The organism is Gottfriedia acidiceleris (assembly GCF_023115465.1).
GTDB classification, from domain to species: domain Bacteria; phylum Bacillota; class Bacilli; order Bacillales; family Bacillaceae_G; genus Gottfriedia; species Gottfriedia acidiceleris_B.
On record NZ_CP096034.1, the window covers coordinates 1,291,494 to 1,310,584 of the forward strand.

Annotated in this window: 11 protein-coding genes; 10 read left to right on the forward strand and 1 reads right to left on the reverse strand. The window is 35.4% G+C overall.

The genetic code is table 11. The features are described from left to right. Positions 1 to 83 precede the first annotated feature (83 nt). The 6 genes from MY490_RS06085 to MY490_RS06110 all read left to right on the forward strand — a co-directional run bounded on the left by MY490_RS06085 (position 84) and on the right by MY490_RS06110 (position 9,465). Positions 84 to 4,193, forward strand: a complete 4,110-nt coding sequence (locus tag MY490_RS06085) for a S8 family serine peptidase (protein ID WP_248268425.1) — start codon at positions 84 to 86, stop codon at positions 4,191 to 4,193. 279 nt (positions 4,194 to 4,472) lie between these two features. Then, positions 4,473 to 4,703, forward strand: a complete 231-nt coding sequence (locus MY490_RS06090) for a hypothetical protein (protein ID WP_056472965.1) — start codon at positions 4,473 to 4,475, stop codon at positions 4,701 to 4,703. A gap of 127 nt (positions 4,704 to 4,830) precedes the next feature. Further along, positions 4,831 to 5,337, forward strand: a complete 507-nt coding sequence (locus MY490_RS06095; RefSeq protein WP_248268426.1) for a protease inhibitor I9 family protein — start codon at positions 4,831 to 4,833, stop codon at positions 5,335 to 5,337. 200 nt (positions 5,338 to 5,537) lie between these two features. After that, entirely contained in the window at positions 5,538 to 7,004 is a 1,467-nt protein-coding gene (locus MY490_RS06100; RefSeq protein WP_248268427.1) for a helix-turn-helix transcriptional regulator, read from the forward strand. A gap of 181 nt (positions 7,005 to 7,185) precedes the next feature. Beyond that, complete coding sequence (locus tag MY490_RS06105; protein ID WP_248268428.1) at positions 7,186 to 8,649, forward strand: flavin monoamine oxidase family protein; 1,464 nt, start codon at positions 7,186 to 7,188, stop codon at positions 8,647 to 8,649. 288 nt (positions 8,650 to 8,937) lie between these two features. Then, positions 8,938 to 9,465: a DinB family protein gene (locus MY490_RS06110; RefSeq protein ID WP_248268429.1), complete on the forward strand. Its 528-nt coding sequence runs from the start codon at positions 8,938 to 8,940 to the stop codon at positions 9,463 to 9,465. 78 nt (positions 9,466 to 9,543) lie between these two features. Here the strand turns inward: MY490_RS06110 and MY490_RS06115 are convergent, their stop codons facing one another. Beyond that, positions 9,544 to 9,927, reverse strand: a complete 384-nt coding sequence (locus MY490_RS06115; protein ID WP_248268430.1) for a VOC family protein — start codon at positions 9,925 to 9,927, stop codon at positions 9,544 to 9,546. Positions 9,928 to 10,169: 242 nt separating this feature from the next. Here MY490_RS06115 and hutU point away from each other — a divergent pair, with 242 nt between their 5' ends. The 4 genes from hutU to MY490_RS06135 all read left to right on the forward strand — a co-directional run bounded on the left by hutU (position 10,170) and on the right by MY490_RS06135 (position 19,045). Next, on the forward strand, positions 10,170 to 11,846 hold the full coding sequence (gene hutU, locus MY490_RS06120; protein WP_248268431.1) for a urocanate hydratase: 1,677 nt from the start codon (positions 10,170 to 10,172) through the stop codon (positions 11,844 to 11,846). Beyond that, complete coding sequence (gene hutI, locus MY490_RS06125; protein WP_248268432.1) at positions 11,846 to 13,102, forward strand: imidazolonepropionase; 1,257 nt, start codon at positions 11,846 to 11,848, stop codon at positions 13,100 to 13,102. The genes hutU and hutI overlap by 1 nt, the downstream gene beginning before the upstream one ends. Before the next feature lie 67 nt (positions 13,103 to 13,169). Then, positions 13,170 to 14,477, forward strand: coding sequence for an MFS transporter (locus MY490_RS06130; RefSeq protein ID WP_248268433.1), 1,308 nt, complete (start codon positions 13,170 to 13,172; stop codon positions 14,475 to 14,477). Between the two features lie 389 nt (positions 14,478 to 14,866). Next, complete coding sequence (locus MY490_RS06135; RefSeq protein WP_248268434.1) at positions 14,867 to 19,045, forward strand: S8 family serine peptidase; 4,179 nt, start codon at positions 14,867 to 14,869, stop codon at positions 19,043 to 19,045. Positions 19,046 to 19,091 lie beyond the last annotated feature (46 nt).

Sequence of the window (19,091 nt, forward strand, 5' to 3'; positions counted from 1 at the left end):
TTACTACACTAAAATAACCCGTTTGACCTCCGAATGAATTTTCAGAATAATTGATAACGTAGTCGGAAAATAGGAGGAAGAAGATGGGGAGTAACTTATACAAAGGAAATATTCTAAAAGGTATGACTGCCGTGGCGCTATCGTCAAGCTTAATTTTGACCTCTTTTGGAAATGTAAATCATGTTTCAAAAGCTGATAGTTATTCAAAAGCAGAAGATATTCTTGCAAAATTAACACCAACGCAAAGGGCAGCTTTAAATGAGCTATCAACAAATGAGTCGAAAGGTCTGCAAATATCGAAATTGGATTTAAATTCGAATGAACAAACAAATGTAATCGTTGAGTTTTCCAATAAACCGGCAAAGGTTGCACAAATTGAGGGAAGTTCAGAAGGTAAGCAGCTTTCTAAGACGGAAGCTTCTAAACTAGTAGATCAAGATCATGAGGATTTCCAGGCAGATGTAAATAAGGTTTTAATTGACGGGAAAAAATCAAAAGTAAATTTTAGAATTAATCGCTCATATAAGCATGCGTTCAATGGTGTAGCGATGAGCTTACCAGCAAATCAAATTAAAAACCTTTTAAAATCAAAAGCGGTTAAAGCAGTTTGGAAGAATGAAATGTTTTCAATTGATCCACCTAAACAAGCAGAAAATAATGACCAGTTAAAGGCTGATGAGTTTAATATCACTAATTATACACCGTATGATGGATTGGATCGTTTACACGAAGAGGGTTTTACAGGAAAAGGAATCAAAATCGGAATACTTGATACAGGAATTGATTATAACCATCCTGACTTAAAAGACGCTTATAAAGGTGGATATGATTTTGTTAACAATGATAATGATCCGATGGAAACAACGTATGCGGATTGGAAAAAATCTGGGCAACCAGAGCTTTCAGGCTCAAATACATATTATACAGAACACGGTACACATGTTGCTGGAATCATCGGTGGGCGTGGAGTAGCAAATAATGAATATAAAACTCTTGGAGCAGCACCCGAAGCTGATCTTTATTCTTACCGAGTATTAGGACCATATGGTAGTGGGACAACTGCTAATATTATTGCTGCATTAGATAAAGCTGTTGCAGATGGAATGGATATTATAAACATGTCGTTAGGAGCATCAATTAATGATCCTCTTTATGCTACATCAGTTGCTGTTAACAATGCAGTTTTAAGTGGTGTAACGACTGTAGTTGCTGCGGGCAATAGTGGAGATCAAATGTATACTCTTGGCTCTCCAGGTGCATCAGCTTTAGCATTAACTGTTGGAGCCTCCTCAACTGCGATCAATATGTTTCAGTTTACTGGGTTACAAAATGGCAAAAATTATGCTGTAAGAGAAATGGCAAGAAATTATACAGATGATTTGACATCTTTAAAAGGAAAAACAATTAAATTAGTAGACGTTGGGCTAGGTAAAGCAACAGATTATAACGGTAAAGACGTAAATGGAAAAATAGCTTTTATCTCTCGTGGAGACACTGCATTTGTAGATAAAATTAAAGTAGCGAAAAGTAAAGGCGCAGCTGGAGTAATTATTTATAACAATGAAGTGAATAAAGCAGAAGGACTAATCCAAGCGTATTTAGGTGAATCGGTCAATTCAATTCCTAGTTTTTCAGTTTCATATGAAGACGGATTGGCAATTTTAACAGCGATGAAAGCTGGAGATACTGATTTTACATACGGTGATTTTACAAAAGTAAAAACTGCAGATGATGAATTAGCTGTTTTTAGCTCAAGAGGTCCTTCGAGGGTAAATTATGATATTAAACCAGAGATTACTGGACCTGGTGTTGCTGTACTTTCAACTGTTCCATTTTATGTTAATAATAAAACAGCTGATGGAACGAAACCGGAAGATTATAAAATAGCTTACGAACGCTTATCTGGTACATCGATGGCAACTCCTTTTGTTGCAGGGGTTTCAGCATTATTACTCCAATCTAATAAAGATCTTCAACCAGCAAACGTAAAATCAATCTTAATGAATACGGCTGATTCATTATCGAAAGATTACAGTGTTTATGAGATTGGGAGCGGAAGAGTAGACGCGTATGAGGCTATTCATTCAAATGTTGAAATTAGTGTTGTTGATAAAACACAAATGATTATTGATGGAAAAGAAAAATCTATTAGCGAGTTAACGGGTGCAATGAGCTTTGGATCAATTAGTTTTAATGATTTAGATCAATCTTCAACACGAAATATTACTTTGAAAAATAGAAGTGAAAAAGCGAAAATCTTTAGTATTGAAGCCAAATTTCAAACTGGACTTAGAGGTTCAAAAGATGCTGCAAAAAATAATGTAACAATTTCAGGTCCAACATCCGTTAAGTTAAATGGCATTAGTTCAAAAACAATAAAAATGAATTTAAACATTCCTAAATCTGCTGAAAAAGGAATTTACGAAGGCTATATTGTTTTTACAAATAATGCCGATCAAACTGAAAAATATCAGATTCCCTTTGGCGTACATTATGTAGAAGAAGGCTTTAATTCAATGGCAACTTACAATAAGATGCAGACTTCAGACTACAATAATTACTATCCCTTATTAAATTACGCGACAGGTGTCGTTTTTAATGCTAGATCGAGTATGAATACAATTGATTTTGTTTTATTGGACAGTGAAACTGAAAAAGAAATTGGCTATTTAGGAAAACTAAATACGTCTCAATACAATGAAAATATAGATTATTATATTGATGGTGCTTTTACAGGATACTATTTACCGTTCACTGGAAATCCAAAGCAACCAATTTCAACTACAAAGGTTAAGGTACCGTATGGTCCAGGGCATTATAAAATAAAAATAATTGGGACAAATCGAGAAGGTAAAACATTTACGATGATAGATCATACAATGATTGATATTACAGGTCCCAAATTTACTACAGATGTAGAAGAAGGTGTTATTGAGTACAAAGCAGGAGCGACATCATATCCAATTTCAGGTAGAGTGTTTGATAAAACGCAAGATGACTATAGAAAACAAGGGATTTCTATTGATCAATCTGGTAACTTCGTAATGGAGAAGAATAATAGTTCAATGTTTACAAACGGATTTTATGTCGATGCAAACGGAAGCTTTACATACAATATTCCAATAAACGCGAGAAGCTTTAATGTAGAACTTGCAGGATATAACTCAGCAGCGATCGGTGACCGTTACAAATACTATACTTTTATTCCAGAAGGCACTCCAAATGTATATGGTAGTGTAAATAAAAAAATTGTGAATCAAGGTGAAACTGTTAAAGTTACTTTAAAAGCTAGTAATCTAACAGATGCGAAAAAACTAATAACGAGCTTTGGATTTACTACTAGCCAACTAGAGTTAGTAGATGTAAAACTGAATCCAGCTATTGAAAAATTCGGAACCGCTAAACTTACAACAACTTCAGTTCCAGCGGGTGCTCTAAAAGTAAATGTGGAAATGACAGAAGGTAAAATGACTGGTGATGTACCTTTTGCAGAAGTCACATTAAAAGTAAAAAATGACTCATTTAATATGCTATCAACTTTCAAATCTCCAACAGCTTCTTATGAAAATGATACGAATCAAACTATCTCGATGTTTTCAGCGATTACTCCAATTTGGAGCAAACCTACCTATTCCAAAATTACTGGCGGTATTGGAATTCCAGAATCATTAAAAAGAGAAGGTAGAGAAGGTTGGAGGGTAGATCCATCTAAAATCGGTGCAGTGCTAACAGTAAAAGACCAAAGTGGAAATATATATCCAGGAGTAATCTCTTCATACGGCTCGCCAACTGTAGAAAAACTACCAGTTACTATTGAGGAATTGGAAGCGTCACTTGATCTACCGGGTCATTTTACAATGTATGTACCATTCCATGTTGGCTTTTTAAATGACGAAGGGATGCCAACTGCACATTGGAACCCCGAAATCAGCTTTAAAGCACCAATTGCGGGAGATGTAAATAAAGATAATGTAATCGACATAAAGGATGCATTATCTATTCAAACATATTGGGGTACGAATAAACGAAGCGCAGATATTAATTTTGATAATACCGTTGATGCAAAAGATTTTGTTTTCTTTGAGAAAAATTACTTAATGCAAAATCCTACGGTTGTGGATGCACCAAAACCGGTTAAAAAATATAAGGGCAACACGATTGATGATATTAAAGTAGAGTTAGGGATTAATTAAATGTTTAAGACAATCTCTACTGTTAGAGGCTAAAGTAGTCTATTTGAGAATCTAGGTAATAGATAACTAATCGGGGGAGTGAGTTTTTCTCTCCTTTTTTTACTATATTTACTCATAGTACCAATGAATGGTGAGGTTTCAAACAAATAAAACTTTAGAGGTATAATTAGTAGACATGCTAAATAGAATGATACAAAGAACTAGTCCTAAGTAAGTTTTAATTATAGGACTAGTTCTTTTTACGAAAATCGTTGTTCTATACAAGTAGGAGGGGCAATTATGAACTTTACAGATTATCTAATAAATGTAAAAAAACTAAATGAAGTAAAAGCGAGTCAATATAATTATAGACTTTCAACTTTAAAAAAATATAGAATTTATAATAATGAAAAAGTATTAAGTGTTCATATGCTAAAGAGGATTAAAAGTCTTTCCAAAGATACAACAAAACAATATTTAAGGACAATTAATTATCATATTGAATTTTTAAATGACAACTATAGGATGTAACAAATGTTTATTACTTCTAAAATTAGTTTATCTGCTCAAAATAATGTTTGAAAGGGCACTCTAAAGGATAAAATCCTGATAGATTGTCTTTTTTTATGAAACAGTTTTTAAAGGGGATGTAGTAAACATGAAGAATTTGTATAGAGGAAGTATTTTATTTATTTTAATGCTTTTTATCATGAGCGGATGTAATGGGAATACACTGAATACAACTAAAATTTCAGATGAGACAAAGGTGGCGAATGGTACAATGAATCCTTCTTTTTTTGTAGATCCATCAATCGATTTTTCAACTAATCAAATGACTTCGATTATTATTGAATTCAAAACAAAGCCTGCTGTGGTAGCTGTAAAGGAAGCAGAGGCAGCTGGAAAACAACTTACTTTGGAAGAAGCAACTAAGGAAGTAGAAGAAAGTCATGCAAAATTTCAAGAAGAATTAAAAACTCTGCTAGAGGATCAACATGTACCGTATAAGATTAGGCATGTTTATAAGACTGCATTGAATGGTGTATCAATGGAGATACCTGGTAAGGATATTAAACGTTTATCTCAATCAACAGTGATTGCAAGAATCTATCCGAATAAAAAAGTACATATTATGCCTCCAGTTACACCGTTTAATCAGAAATAATAATTCACTTATGAGTGCCTCAAAAGTTTACATACTTTTGAGGCGTTTTTTTTTAGAAGCAAAATTTGAAATTTAAAAATCACTTCAAATTTATCAATTACTATTTCATTAAAAACGATTAATTAAGTGTTTTTAATCTACAAAAACAAAATAAATTTGCTATTATGATATAAAAAAGCTAGAAGTGATGGTGAAACACGATGGATATTCATTTAGTTGCAAAAGATGAGTTAGAAGCTTCAGGGATTAGGTGGGTCGTGGAATCGCACTTTACTGGTATTAACCTTGTTTCTTGGAAAACGATGGGAGAATTCGAAAAGGCTATTCAAAAGCAGCAACCCGACCTTGTCATATTTGATATGGATCATTGGAAAAATGAGAATGAAAGATTTGGTGATTTAATCCATAAATTTTCAATTCGTTGGTTAGGTATTTCATCCGAGCGAATTTTTCAAACTGCCTATCTTGCATTACAATATCGAGCGGAGGATGTATTGTTTAGACCGTTTTCTCCTACGGATTTAATTAAGCATATTCAACAATTACGCTATCAAATTCGTAATAAAGAACGATACTTTACTAGAAACATTAATGAAGAAATAAACCCTTTTAATATAGATTATCCTGACCTTTTTTTGAATGAACGAATGTATGATGGTCCCATTACGATGGTTGCACTTTTGACACCGAATTCAGGGACACTTCCTCTTGTCTATAAAGCATTAGAACGAAATCCCTTTACCGGGAAAAATCGTTTATTCGTAGGATCTGACTTTATTTTAAGTGTACATGAAGTTGATGAAGTATTATTGCAGGACGAATATAATGCATTTCTTGCTCGCTGGAAGGAAATGATGGATGAGCCTCTTGCAATCGTCATGAAGGTTGGAGCTCAGGAAGAAACATTAAAAGATATTTTCGAGCAAACACTTCAGTTAACACGGAGAATCTTCTTTGAAGGTTATGATATTATTTTGGCCGAAAACGAACCCATGCCATTTCAAGAGAAGGATCCATTCCTTACACCTCTAGAGCAACGCCACTGGATTGAAATGCTAGAAAAAAGAGATGCAAAAGCAATTCGAGACTGGATGGAACGAGAATTTTTAACCTTCCAGCAGCCTTACCCAGATCCTGAAATTGTTCGAATTCGATTAACTAGTGTACTTGCACAAATAAGAAGATATATGAAATCAAATAATCTTCAAAATGCATCATGGGAAGGAACTTATTATGACATTTTCCAAAAAATTGTACATGGACCAATCATCTACCAAATTGTTCAAGAATTGCTTGATTTTACAACAAGGCTATTGCTACAAGGACATGATTCTTCCCAAGAAGGCCACCGTACTTTAGTTGAGAAAACAAGGGAGTTAATTGAATCGAATTATTGGGATGCCGGATGGAGTTTAACAGATTGCGCTGAGGCGCTTCGGATTAATAAAAGTACACTAAGCCGTCGCTTTGCCGCCGAATCAAATCAATCGTTTAGAGAGACGCTCCATGAAGTGCGAATTCGAGAAGCAAAACGATTATTAGATGAAACTGACTTACCATTAGATGAAATTTCAAGATTAATTGGCTATTCTCACCAATCATATTTTAATGCAAAGTTCAAACAACTTGAGGGGTGTACTCCTTTAGTTTATCGATCAGGATTGTAAAAGAAACGGTTCAGTTTAGCTGAACTGTTTTTTTATGAATCTATTTAACTAAGAATCATTGAAAAATTTAGTAGAGTAATAAAACAAATGACCTAGAAGTAACGTGACAAAAGGATAATTCTAAATAAATGATTTTATGAATAAATTTTAAGAATGAAAACTTTAGAAAGAGTTGATTTTTATGAACTCAAGAATAAAGCTTCCAACGAATCAAATGATATCAATTATTAGAAATGGACTAAAAAAAACAAATAATCCAAAACGAATCACCATCGTTGGCGCAGGAATGTCTGGATTAGTTGCCGCATCCTTATTGAAAAATGCGGGTCATAATATAACTATTTTAGAAGCGACTCAACGATTAGGAGGAAGGGTATACACAAAAAGAAAGCCATTTATTTCGGGCCAATATCTTGAAATGGGGGCAATGCGAATTGCATCGACTCATTCACTAGTTTTTGAGTATATTAAAAAATTTAATTTACCTGTAAATGAATTTATTAATAGTACTCCGAATGATTTAATTTACGTAAATGATATTAAATTAACTCAAAAAGAATATGAAACGAATCCTGATTTATTGGGATTTCCTGTAAATCCATCAGAAAAAGGATTAAATGCTGATCAATTAATAGAAAAAGCCATTCAACCTTTATTGGAATTTATAAGTCAAAATCCAGATGAAAATTGGGAAACTGTTGTTAAATATTATGATAAGTATTCAATGGATTCTTTTTTAAGATATAATCCTGTAGGACAGCCGTTGTCAAAAGATGCTATCGAGCTTATTAAAGTTATTCAAGGTTCAAGAGGATTTCCAGAGCTAGGTTTTACTTCAATTTTAAGAGAATTTACAGTCCTATTTTCTAAAGATATAAAGCTTTACGAAATTACTGGTGGAAATGATCAATTACCAAATTCTTTCTTACCTGAATTAAAGGAAAATCTTTTCTTTGGACAGAGATTGATAGGGATTATACAAGAAAGTAATCAAGTTACATTACAAACGGAAAATGTAAATAGTTTTGAAAAGTTTCAACTACCTAGTGATCTTGCAATCATTACGATTCCATTTTCTGTTTTAAACTTTGTTCAAGTTGTTCCACAGAATTCTTTTTCCTACAATAAGTGGAAAGCCATACGAACTCTTCATTACTTGTCATCCACTAAAATAGGTCTACAATTTAAATCGAGATTTTGGGAAAAGTCTGGACAGTTCGGCGGTAAGACAACTACAGATTTACCAATCCGATTTTCTTATTTTCCAAGTAACCAATTAGGTTCTGATGGTCCAGGAGTATTATTGGCAAGTTATACATGGGAGGATGATGCCTTATATTGGGATAGTTTGTCTGAAGAAGATCGGATAAGATATGCATTAAGAGACTTAGCGATTATTTATGGAAATCAAGTTTATACAGAGTTTATTATTGGCACTTCGCACAGCTGGACGCAAGATCCTTTTGCGGCAGGAGCTTTGGCAATGGGTAAGCCTGAACAGGAAATTGATTTAGGACCATATATTCCTACACCAGAAGGAAGAGTACACTTTGCTGGCGAACATACTTCATCAAGTCCTGGTTGGATAGAAGGTGCCATTGAATCTGGAGTTAGGGTTGCTCTGGAAGTTAATAATGTTGAATGATTTTTTTGAAAAATAGAAAGTTAATCTATTTCTCTTTTGGAAATAGAAAGAAGCAGTTCAGTTTATGCTGAGCTGTTCTTTTTATACCCGTTTTTAAATTAAATGGTTTATTAATTAAGGAGTGTAAAGATGCTTTAAAAATGAGGGTAATTTACAAGGTTATTTATTTCAGAGTAATTGCTTAAAAAACATCGGCTTCATACTAATGCATCATCATTAACTTTTTTCTATTGATTAATTATTATAAAATTAAATTTTGTGTAGAAAAAAGTGAAAGAGGTTGCAACTATGTACGAATGGAACAAATTACTATTAGTTGGAGAGCAAGATGGCGTAAAAGGAGATTTCAACACATTAACTTCTATGATGAATTATGTAAGATATACAACATGGGAAGCTATTAAAGATATTACAGTGGAGGAGTTAGATTATTTGCACACCCCAACAGGTAATACCATTGGGATGTTATTAACTCATATGGCCGGAGTTGAATATTGGTATCAGCTTAATACATTTGAAAATCGAGATTTAAATTCCGAAGAAGAAGAGAGATGGTTACCTGGTTTAGATTTAGATGATTTTGCTAGAAAAACGATTAAAGGCAATGATGCAGACTATTATATTAATCTTTTAAACTCGGTTCGAGATGAAACTTATGCAAAATTTAATACCCTTTCAGATGAGTGGTTATATGAGCAGACAGAGTTTGGTAGAGCAAAAGCTACAAACTATTTTAAATGGTTTCATGTATTTGAGGACGAAATCAATCACCGAGGCCAAATCAGAATGATCCGTAAATTATTTAAAATAGCTTAAAAATAGCCTGTGTCATCGAATGATATCTATCGATGATACAGGCTTGAATATTACATTTTACTCGACTTCTCTCTCATATTAACTAGCACAGATCATTAATACATTCCCATCCAAATCTTCAAAGTTGAAATAGGCAAATTCTCCAATGCGTTCAATTTCTTTTACGATTGTAATATTATTTTTTTTCATAAAGTTATAAGCAGCGTCTATATCTTCAGTGTGGAAATTAAATAACACATTACTTGAAGGTTCAAACTTAAAATTAGGATCAAACGTATGATCATCTAATGTAAGTCCAGTAGTACCTGTTACTGGTATGTTGAAAACTGGGGATTTAATCTGGCTATCATCGAGCGTAATACCAAGGAGTTTACAATACCAATTAACTGATTTTTTTAGATCCTTAACATGGATAAAAACATAGTTAACTTTACTAGCAATTGGGGAAACAGTTGATTTCATGACAATACCACCTTTCGATTTATTCAATTAAGAATTTCAACAACATTGATTTTAAACCTCTTTTATATTCATAGTTTTCTTTTAAGATAGTCTAATTAATTAAAAGAAAATGAGATAGTTTATAAAAATAAAAATTAAAGTTAAGGAATGTGGAATAAATTATAAAATAATCATTATTTTATAATAAAATATCGGAAAATTCGTGTTAGACTGAAAATATCACAACAAGGGGGTATTAAATTATGAATACGGTTACAGTTGATAAAGTAGTTAGATATAGAGGTACGGAATTAAATACAAAAGGCTGGCAACAAGAAGCAGTTCTTCGTATGTTAATGAATAATTTAGATCCAGATGTAGCGGAGCGTCCAGAGGATCTTGTTGTATATGGTGGAATTGGTAAAGCAGCTCGTAATTGGGAGTGCTTCGATGCGATTGTTGATTCTTTAAAGAATTTAGAAAATGATGAAACATTATTAGTTCAATCTGGTAAACCAGTAGCGATTTTTAAATCTCATGCTGATGCGCCACGTGTTTTAATTGCTAACTCAAATCTAGTACCTGCTTTTGCTAATTGGGATACTTTCCATGAATTAGATAAAAAGGGTTTAATGATGTACGGTCAAATGACAGCAGGTAGCTGGATTTATATCGGTTCTCAAGGTATTGTTCAAGGGACTTACGAAACATTTGCTGAATTAGCAAAACAACATTTCAATGGCTCACTTGCAGGTACAATTACTGTTACTGCTGGTCTAGGTGGAATGGGTGGAGCTCAACCACTTGCTGTTACAATGAATGGCGGAGTTTGTATCGGAATCGATGTAGATGAAACGAGAATCGATCGTCGTATTGAAACTAGATATACAGATGTAAAAACAGATTCATTAGATGAGGCAATTCGTCTTGCTGAAGAAGCGAAAAAAGAAGGAAAAGCATTATCAATCGGTCTTGTAGGAAATGCTGCCGATATTTTACCAGAAATGATTGCTAGAAACTTTATTCCAGAAGTTTTAACTGACCAAACTTCAGCACATGATCCATTAAATGGGTATACACCATCTGGAATGTCATTAGAAGAAGCTGCAGAATTAAGAGCTTCAAACCCAGAACATTATGTTGTTCGCTCAAAAGCTTCAATGGCAAATCATGTAAAAGCAATGCTTGAAATGATGGAAAAAGGGTCTGTGACATTTGATTACGGTAATAACATCCGTCAAGTTGCGAAGGATGAAGGAGTAGAAAATGCATTTGATTTCCCAGGATTCGTTCCAGCTTATATTCGTCCACAATTCTGTGAAGGTAAAGGACCTTTCCGTTGGGTAGCGTTATCAGGTGATCCTGAAGATATTTACAAAACTGACCAAGCTATTTTACGTGAATTTGCTGATAATGAGCATTTATGTAATTGGATTCGTATGGCTCAGGAAAAAGTTCAATTCCAAGGCTTACCTTCTCGCATTTGCTGGTTAGGTTATGGAGAGCGCGCTCGTTTCGGTAAAATCTTAAATGACATGGTTGCAAGTGGCGAATTAAAAGCTCCAATCGTAATTGGACGTGACCACTTAGATTCAGGTTCAGTTGCATCTCCAAATCGTGAAACTGAAAGCATGATGGATGGATCTGATGCAGTAGCAGACTGGCCAATCTTAAATGCAATGATTAATGCAGTTGGTGGAGCTACTTGGGTATCAGTTCACCACGGTGGTGGAGTAGGAATGGGTTACTCTTTACACGCTGGTGTTGTAATTGTTGCAGATGGTACGAAAGAAGCAGAAGCACGCATTGAGCGAGTATTAACAACAGATCCTGGAATGGGTGTAGTTCGTCACGCTGATGCGGGTTATGAGTTAGCTAAACAAACTGCTCGTGAAAGAGGAGTAAATATTCCAATGCTAGATAAAGGGACTGATAAGTAATGACAAAACCAATTTGGATTAAAAATGCAGCTCAATTAGCAACGCTTGCTTCTGAAGTGAATGGACCTCGCTCAAAGGAAGCAATGTCAGAGCTTGGTTTAATTGAAGATGGTAGCTTATGGATTGAAGATGGAGTAATCCAAGCTGTTGGTACAACAAAAGAAATTCAAGATCGCTATGCAGAAAAAATTCATGAAGCAGAAGTAGTTGATGCATCAAACCAACTGGTTACTCCTGGTCTAGTGGATCCACATACACATGTTGTGTATGGTGGAAGCCGTGAGCGTGAATTTGAAATGCGTCTTGAAGGTGCAACATATATGGATATTATGAATGCGGGTGGCGGAATTCATGCGACTGCCCGCATGACTCGTGAAGCGACTGAAGAAGAATTGATGGCACAAACGATGCGTCGTCTAGATTCATTCATTGCACATGGCGTTACTACTGTAGAAAGTAAGAGCGGTTATGGTATGGATTTAGAAACCGAGCTAAAGCAGTTGAGAGTTATGAAAAAATTAAAATATATGCATGCAGTTGAATTAGTTCCTACTTTTATGGGTGCACATGCAGTGCCGAAAGAGTTTAAAGGACGAGAAGATGAATTTGTTGATCACTTAATTAACGACATGCTACCAATCATTGCAGAAGAAAAACTAGCTGAATTTAATGATGTTTTCTGCGAAAAAGGTGTATTTACGCCAGAACAATCAGAGCGAATTTTAGAAGCAGGTAAGAAATATGATCTAATTCCAAAAATTCATGCTGATGAAATTGAACCGTATGGCGGAGCGGAATTAGCAGCAAAGGTTGGTGCTATTTCAGCCGAGCATTTATTAAAAGCTTCTGATGAAGGTATTGCTGCAATGGCTAAATCAGGAACAATTGCTTGTCTTCTTCCTGCAACAGCACTTTATTTACGTGAAGATGCTGCAAAAGGTAGAAAAATGGTTGATGCAGGGGTAGCTGTAGCCATTTCAACTGACTGCAATCCAGGTTCTTCACCAACTACTTCCATGCCACTTGTAATGAACTTAGCTTGTATTTCAATGAGACTTACTCCAGCTGAAAGCTTAACAGCAGCAACATACAACGCTGCATGTGCTATTAATCGCCAAGATCAAATCGGCTCACTTGAAGTTGGAAAACAAGCAGACATTGTATTATGGAATGTGAAAAACTATCAAGAACTACAATATTTATTCGGCGTTAACCATGTGAAATCTGTTTGGAAAAAAGGTAAAAAGATTGTGTAAGTAGTAGAAAATGATAAATAAATGGGGGTTCTTCTGATAAAAAATTAATAGGAGGAACTATCTTTTAATGAAAAAAAATTATAGATTCTTTATCATTTTTATGATCATTATGATCACGATCGTTAATTATATCGACCGAGGTGCAATTGCATATGCACAGGCAGAAATCATTAAAGAGTTTGGATTAAGTCCGATCAGTTGGGGTGAGATCCTAGGTTACTTTGGGTATGGTTATATATTTGGAGCATTATTTGGAGGAGCTTTCGCCGACAAAAAAGGACCTAAATTTATGTGGTTACTTGCCGCAACTGCCTGGTCAATTTTTGAATTAGGCACAGTATTTGCTGGTAATTTAGGTGCAACTTTATTTGGTGGATCAGCTTTAGCTGGATTTGCAGTTTTCCGAGTATTATTTGGATTTGCAGAAGGGCCTACCCTCTCAACAATGAATAAAACAATGGCTAACTGGGTTTCTCCTAAAGAAAGAGGGTTTGCAGTTGCGCTTGGTTTAGTAGGTACACCAGTAGGAGCACTGATTACTGCACCAATCGTAGTTGCTTTATTATCAGTTGCAAGTTGGAAAGTGACTTTTATTATTCTTGGGGTAGTTGGTTTAATTTGGGCATTTATTTGGTCTAAAGTATTTACAAACCTGCCAGAAGAAAATCCAAACGTCACAAAACAAGAACTGGAGTTAATCCGTTTGAATAATCCGGTTAGTGGAAAAAGTGAAAAAGAATCCACACCATGGTACTATTTTTTCAAAAATCCTACTCTAGTAATGAATGCAATTGGTTATTTTGCCTTTTTATACGTAAATATACTATTACTTACTTGGACGCCTAAATATTTACAAGATGAATTCGGTTTTTCATTAGCATCATTAGGATTTGTTGGAATGATACCATGGATTGGGGCTATTTTTACAGGTTTACTAGGCGGTAAAATATCAGATTCACTTCTTAGAAAAACAGGGAATTTACGAATTGCTAGATCATGGTTCACAGTTATTTCGTTATTCTTTACAGCAATTTGTTTCATGCTGATTCCGACAGTTCACAGTGCTACAGCAGTCTTAATCCTAATGTGTATAGGTAATGCTTTTAACTATTTACCAAACTCCATTTATTGGACAGTAGTATTAGATACGGAACCAAAAAAAGCTGGAACATTTGGTGGTGTAACACATTTCATCGCAAACCTAGCTACAATTATTGCACCAACCTTAACAGGTAGCCTAGTAGCAAAACACGGATATAGTGCAATGTTTATTGCAGCATCAATCGCAGTAACATTAGGAATGGTAGCCATGATTTTTGTTAAACCAGGGAAACGAGAACAAACTGCTAGGCCTTTGAATGATCTTGCTGGTTAATAACATTTAAAAAGAGGAATTGTTTCGGCAATTTCTCTTTTTTCTATATTAAAAATCATTGAAAAAAATCGTTGATATATTTAATGGATTAAATAATTACATTTTCTAGATGCTACAAAACTATCCTCACTGAAAAACCCCTTCTTCTTGATGAAGGGGTTTCTTTGTGTGAACAAAGTCCTATAAAACTGAGTTGAAAATCTTACTTTAACAAATTATTTTATAAAAAGACAATAGTTGACGTAATTTTCAAAACATTAAAAATACATAAAGTTTAAATATAATGAAAAATGTAGTATTAAATGACAGGATGTGATCAATGGCGAGCTTATAGCAAGACCAACAAAACAAAAAGTAGTGTGTTTTAAGTCGAGAAAGGGAGAGGAAAATTGAAAAAACATATTGTAAAGAAAGTCTCTACACTTACGCTCGGAGCAGGATTGCTAACTAGTAGTCTGTATATCCCAAATAGTACAATACCAGCAAAAGCTGTTGGAACTACTTCCGCAGAGTCCATTTTAGCCAAGATGACTCTTGAACAAAAACAAGCAATCAACAAACTGCAAACAATGGAAGAAAGTGGGCTCATGTTGTCACAAGACACAAATTTAGACAGTGATGCAGAGCTATCCGTCATCGTCCAATTCAAGTCTGAGCCTGCTAAAACTGCGATTGTAATGGAAGAACTGAAAGGGAAAACCCTCTCATCTTCTCAAGCACAAACGAATGTGGAAAATGAGCATAAACAATTTCAAACAGATTTACAAAATATGTTTAAAAAAGAACTGGCTCAAAAGAAATCCCCATTCAAAATCACGAAATCGTACAAACGAGTATTTAATGGGGTTGCGATGACACTTCCCGCTAATAAGGTAAAGGAATTACTTCAATCCGGCACGGTAAAAGCAGTTTGGAGCAATGCGCAAATGCAAGCAGAACCGCCGATTGAAGACCAAGAAACTAACGGTACATATACAACAAACGTATCCGAAAGCAGCGCTGTTATGGGCGTGGACAAGCTTCATCAAGAAGGATATACCGGTAAAGGAATAAAAGTAGGTGTGATAGATACAGGAATCGACTATAATCACCCTGATTTAAAGGGTGCCTATAAAGGCGGATATGATTTTGTGGATAATGATAATGATCCAATGGAAACTACATATAATGACTGGAGGAAATCGGGGGAACCAGAAGTTTCTAACGGCAGTACCTATTACACAGTGCATGGTACTCATGTAGCAGGTATCATCGCTGGACAAGGGAAAAATAAATCTGACTACGCTGTAACCGGAATTGCGCCTGAGGCAGATCTCTATTCATACCGGGTGCTAGGTGCCTATGGAAGAGGGACGACAGATAACATCATCGCCGCAATTGATAAGGCAGTAACTGACGGAATGGATGTCATTAATTTATCTCTAGGTAGCTCAATTAACGATTCATTAGATCCCGCGAGTATCGCTATTAACAACTCTGTAATGGCTGGGGTCGTGGCCGTAGTTGCAGCTGGCAATACCGGAAACGCTATGTATTCTCTTGGAACTCCTGGTTCGGCAGCACTAGCTTTAACCGTAGGGGCAAGTAGCGCACCTATTACATTCCCTACCTTTAAAGGTTCGTTGCAAGTAGGAAATGAGTCTACGCCAGCTGATTTACGTTTTATGGGAAAAGGATTCGCAGATCACATCGAAAGTTTGAAAGGGAAATCCCTTCCAATTATGGACGTAAACTATGGATTTGAGCAAGATTATATTAATCAAGATGTAACGGGGAAAATCGTTCTGATGCGTCGTAATGATGGGACTCTTACCCAAAACATTAAAATTGCGATTGCAAAAGGAGCTGCGGCAGTTTTCATTTGGAACGATGATCCAACAGAAGGACAAATTCCTATCCTTTTACCAGATAGCTACGATCTTGTTCCTGTCTTTTCAGTGAACAATGAACAAGGTCTGAAACTTAAAGAAAAAGCAGCAAGCAACAATGCGGTATTTTCCTTTAATGAAATGGGAAGCGTTAAGTCTATAGGTGATCTTCTTGCTGATTTCAGTTCTCGTGGGCCAGCCCGTCCATCATTCGATATAAAACCGGAAGTCACTGCTCCAGGTGTAGCAATCATGTCAACAGTCCCATCATATAACAATGGTCCGTCCCATTTTGGCGATTACCAATATTCCTATGCAAGACTCTCTGGAACATCAATGGCAGCGCCTAATGTAACCGGGGTTGCCGCGCTCATGTTGCAAGCGAATCCCAACTTACAGCCAGAAGATGTAAAAACAACACTTATGAATACTGCAGACCCATTAGCACAGTCATATAGTGTATATGAAGAGGGTGCAGGCCGAGTAGATGCTTACGAAGCGGTACACACTGATACACAAATCAAGGTGGAAGATAAAACCACAACATTGATCGATGGAAAATATAAGAAAATCAAAGAAGAAACAGGCGAGATCAGTTTTGGGCTACTTACATACAATGGAGAGGACATACTAGATTCTCGTTCCGTGACTTTGCAAAATAATGGAAAACAGCAAAAAACTTTTAATGTAGATGTGCATTTCCAAACTAATGAAAGAGGATCAAAGGATGCTGTGAAGAATGGTGTGAAAATCTTGACAGATTCTACTGTTAAAGTGAAAGGAAATAGCCAAAAGAAAGCGACGTTATCACTCTTCATTCCTAAATCAGCTGAAAAAGGTCCATATGAAGGATATATTGTGTATACTAACCAAGACAACCGAGCTGAAACATACCAAGTTCCTTTTGCAGTTCGTTATGTGGAAGAAGGTATCGAAATTGATAATAGTGACCCAATCAATCCAATGTTTAGAACCCTTGATGGCATAACGGAGTCTTTTGCACCAATAACCTTTAATGGAACTGGAGCATCGGTAATACTTAAATCACCTATGAAAACAATTGATTTGGTACTTGTTGATGCCAAAACAAATAAAGAGATTGGATATGTAGGTACTTTGGATGGCACAAAGATTGAGGAGAATGTAGTCCATGGAATAGGTCCTTTCATGGGTACTGTTCCAGGGCAGTATGGTAAAGGGTACTATTTTCCATTTACAAATAATCCAGATGAACCAATTTTATCGGAACCAACATTGGCAGATTCAGGACAGTATTACCTGAAATTCATCGCAACTAGTGAAAGTGGCAAAACGTACACTGCTAACAGAAATTTTTTAATTGATAATACACCTGTTCAATACAATCTAAATCAAAAACCTGGCATCATTGAAGTAGATCCGGAACAAACCAGTTATACATTCTCTGGCAAGGTATTTGACAAAGAGACTGAAGAGATGTTCAAAGATGGCTTATTAGGAACAAAAAGGCAGTATTTGTATAATATACAAGAAAATACAATAGCTTCAAACGATGTTTATCCTTGGATACCGGGTGCATTTATTTATGCAGATGATAATGGATATTTTCAATACGAAACGCCGATTGATGGAAAAACTATTAAACGAGTTACCTTATATTTAGGTGATTATGTAGGGACTGGGGACTATTGGTTCAATTCTTTCACCTTTATTCCAAAAGGTACTTCTTATATCAAAGCATCTACTGACAAGCAAGCTGTTAATACAAATGATTCTACAATAGTCACGCTTACTTCAAAACATATGAAAAATTTTACTGGTAGTGTGTTTACAGTTCGTGTTCCAAAACAATTGAACGTGGAAGACATAAAAGTAAATACTGCTTTTGCCGATAAGGGACAAATGAACGTAACATCACAAACAAGTGACAGTATCTATAACTATATAACAATTACGGTCAAGCGTGATGGAAGTCAAATGATGTCTGATAATGAGGTTCCTTTAGTGGACTTAAAGGTGAAGGTTCCTACTGACATACCTATGAGTAATCTTTCTAGACCATTCGTAGTCAATGTGACAGACGCGTACGGATTAGATAGCGATGGGAAGAAAGTGCCGGTAACAAGAGATTTAGGCGCAGCGGGTGCTGCACAATTTCTTGTACACTTAGGTTATTCCAAACAGACTTTTTATAACCTAGTTCCAGAAGGGTTAGTTCCAGGTGTAGAAAACTACAATACGATAGGAGCAAACGTTAAATTAATTGATGCTTCTGGTAAAGTGTATCAAGGTTCATTCGATGCGAATGGAGCTCAAAAAAATGTTACATTCAATTATCTGCCATTAACTGATAAACCATTCACCTTTATAGAAGACATTCCAGGGCACTTTACAGTAATCAAACAAATCAAAGCAGGAAGATCTATCGACGACAAGTACGTGGGTACCAACCGTCCTGGTTTTGTTAGACCTATTGTTGCAGGGGATGTAAACAAGGACAACGTGATAGATATACTAGATGCAATCTATATACAAACTTATTGGGGAACAAATAAACGTAGTGCAGATATTAACTTTGACGGAACTGTAGATGCAAAAGACCTAGCATTTGTGCAAAAAAATTTCTTACGTCAAAATGTAAGTGTGAATAATCCACCGACACCTAAGAAAAAGTACAAGGGCATTACATTAGAAATGATTTTAAAAGAGTTACATCCTTAAAATCTGAAACTAGAAAACTAGGACAAATAGTCTTAACAAAAAGGGT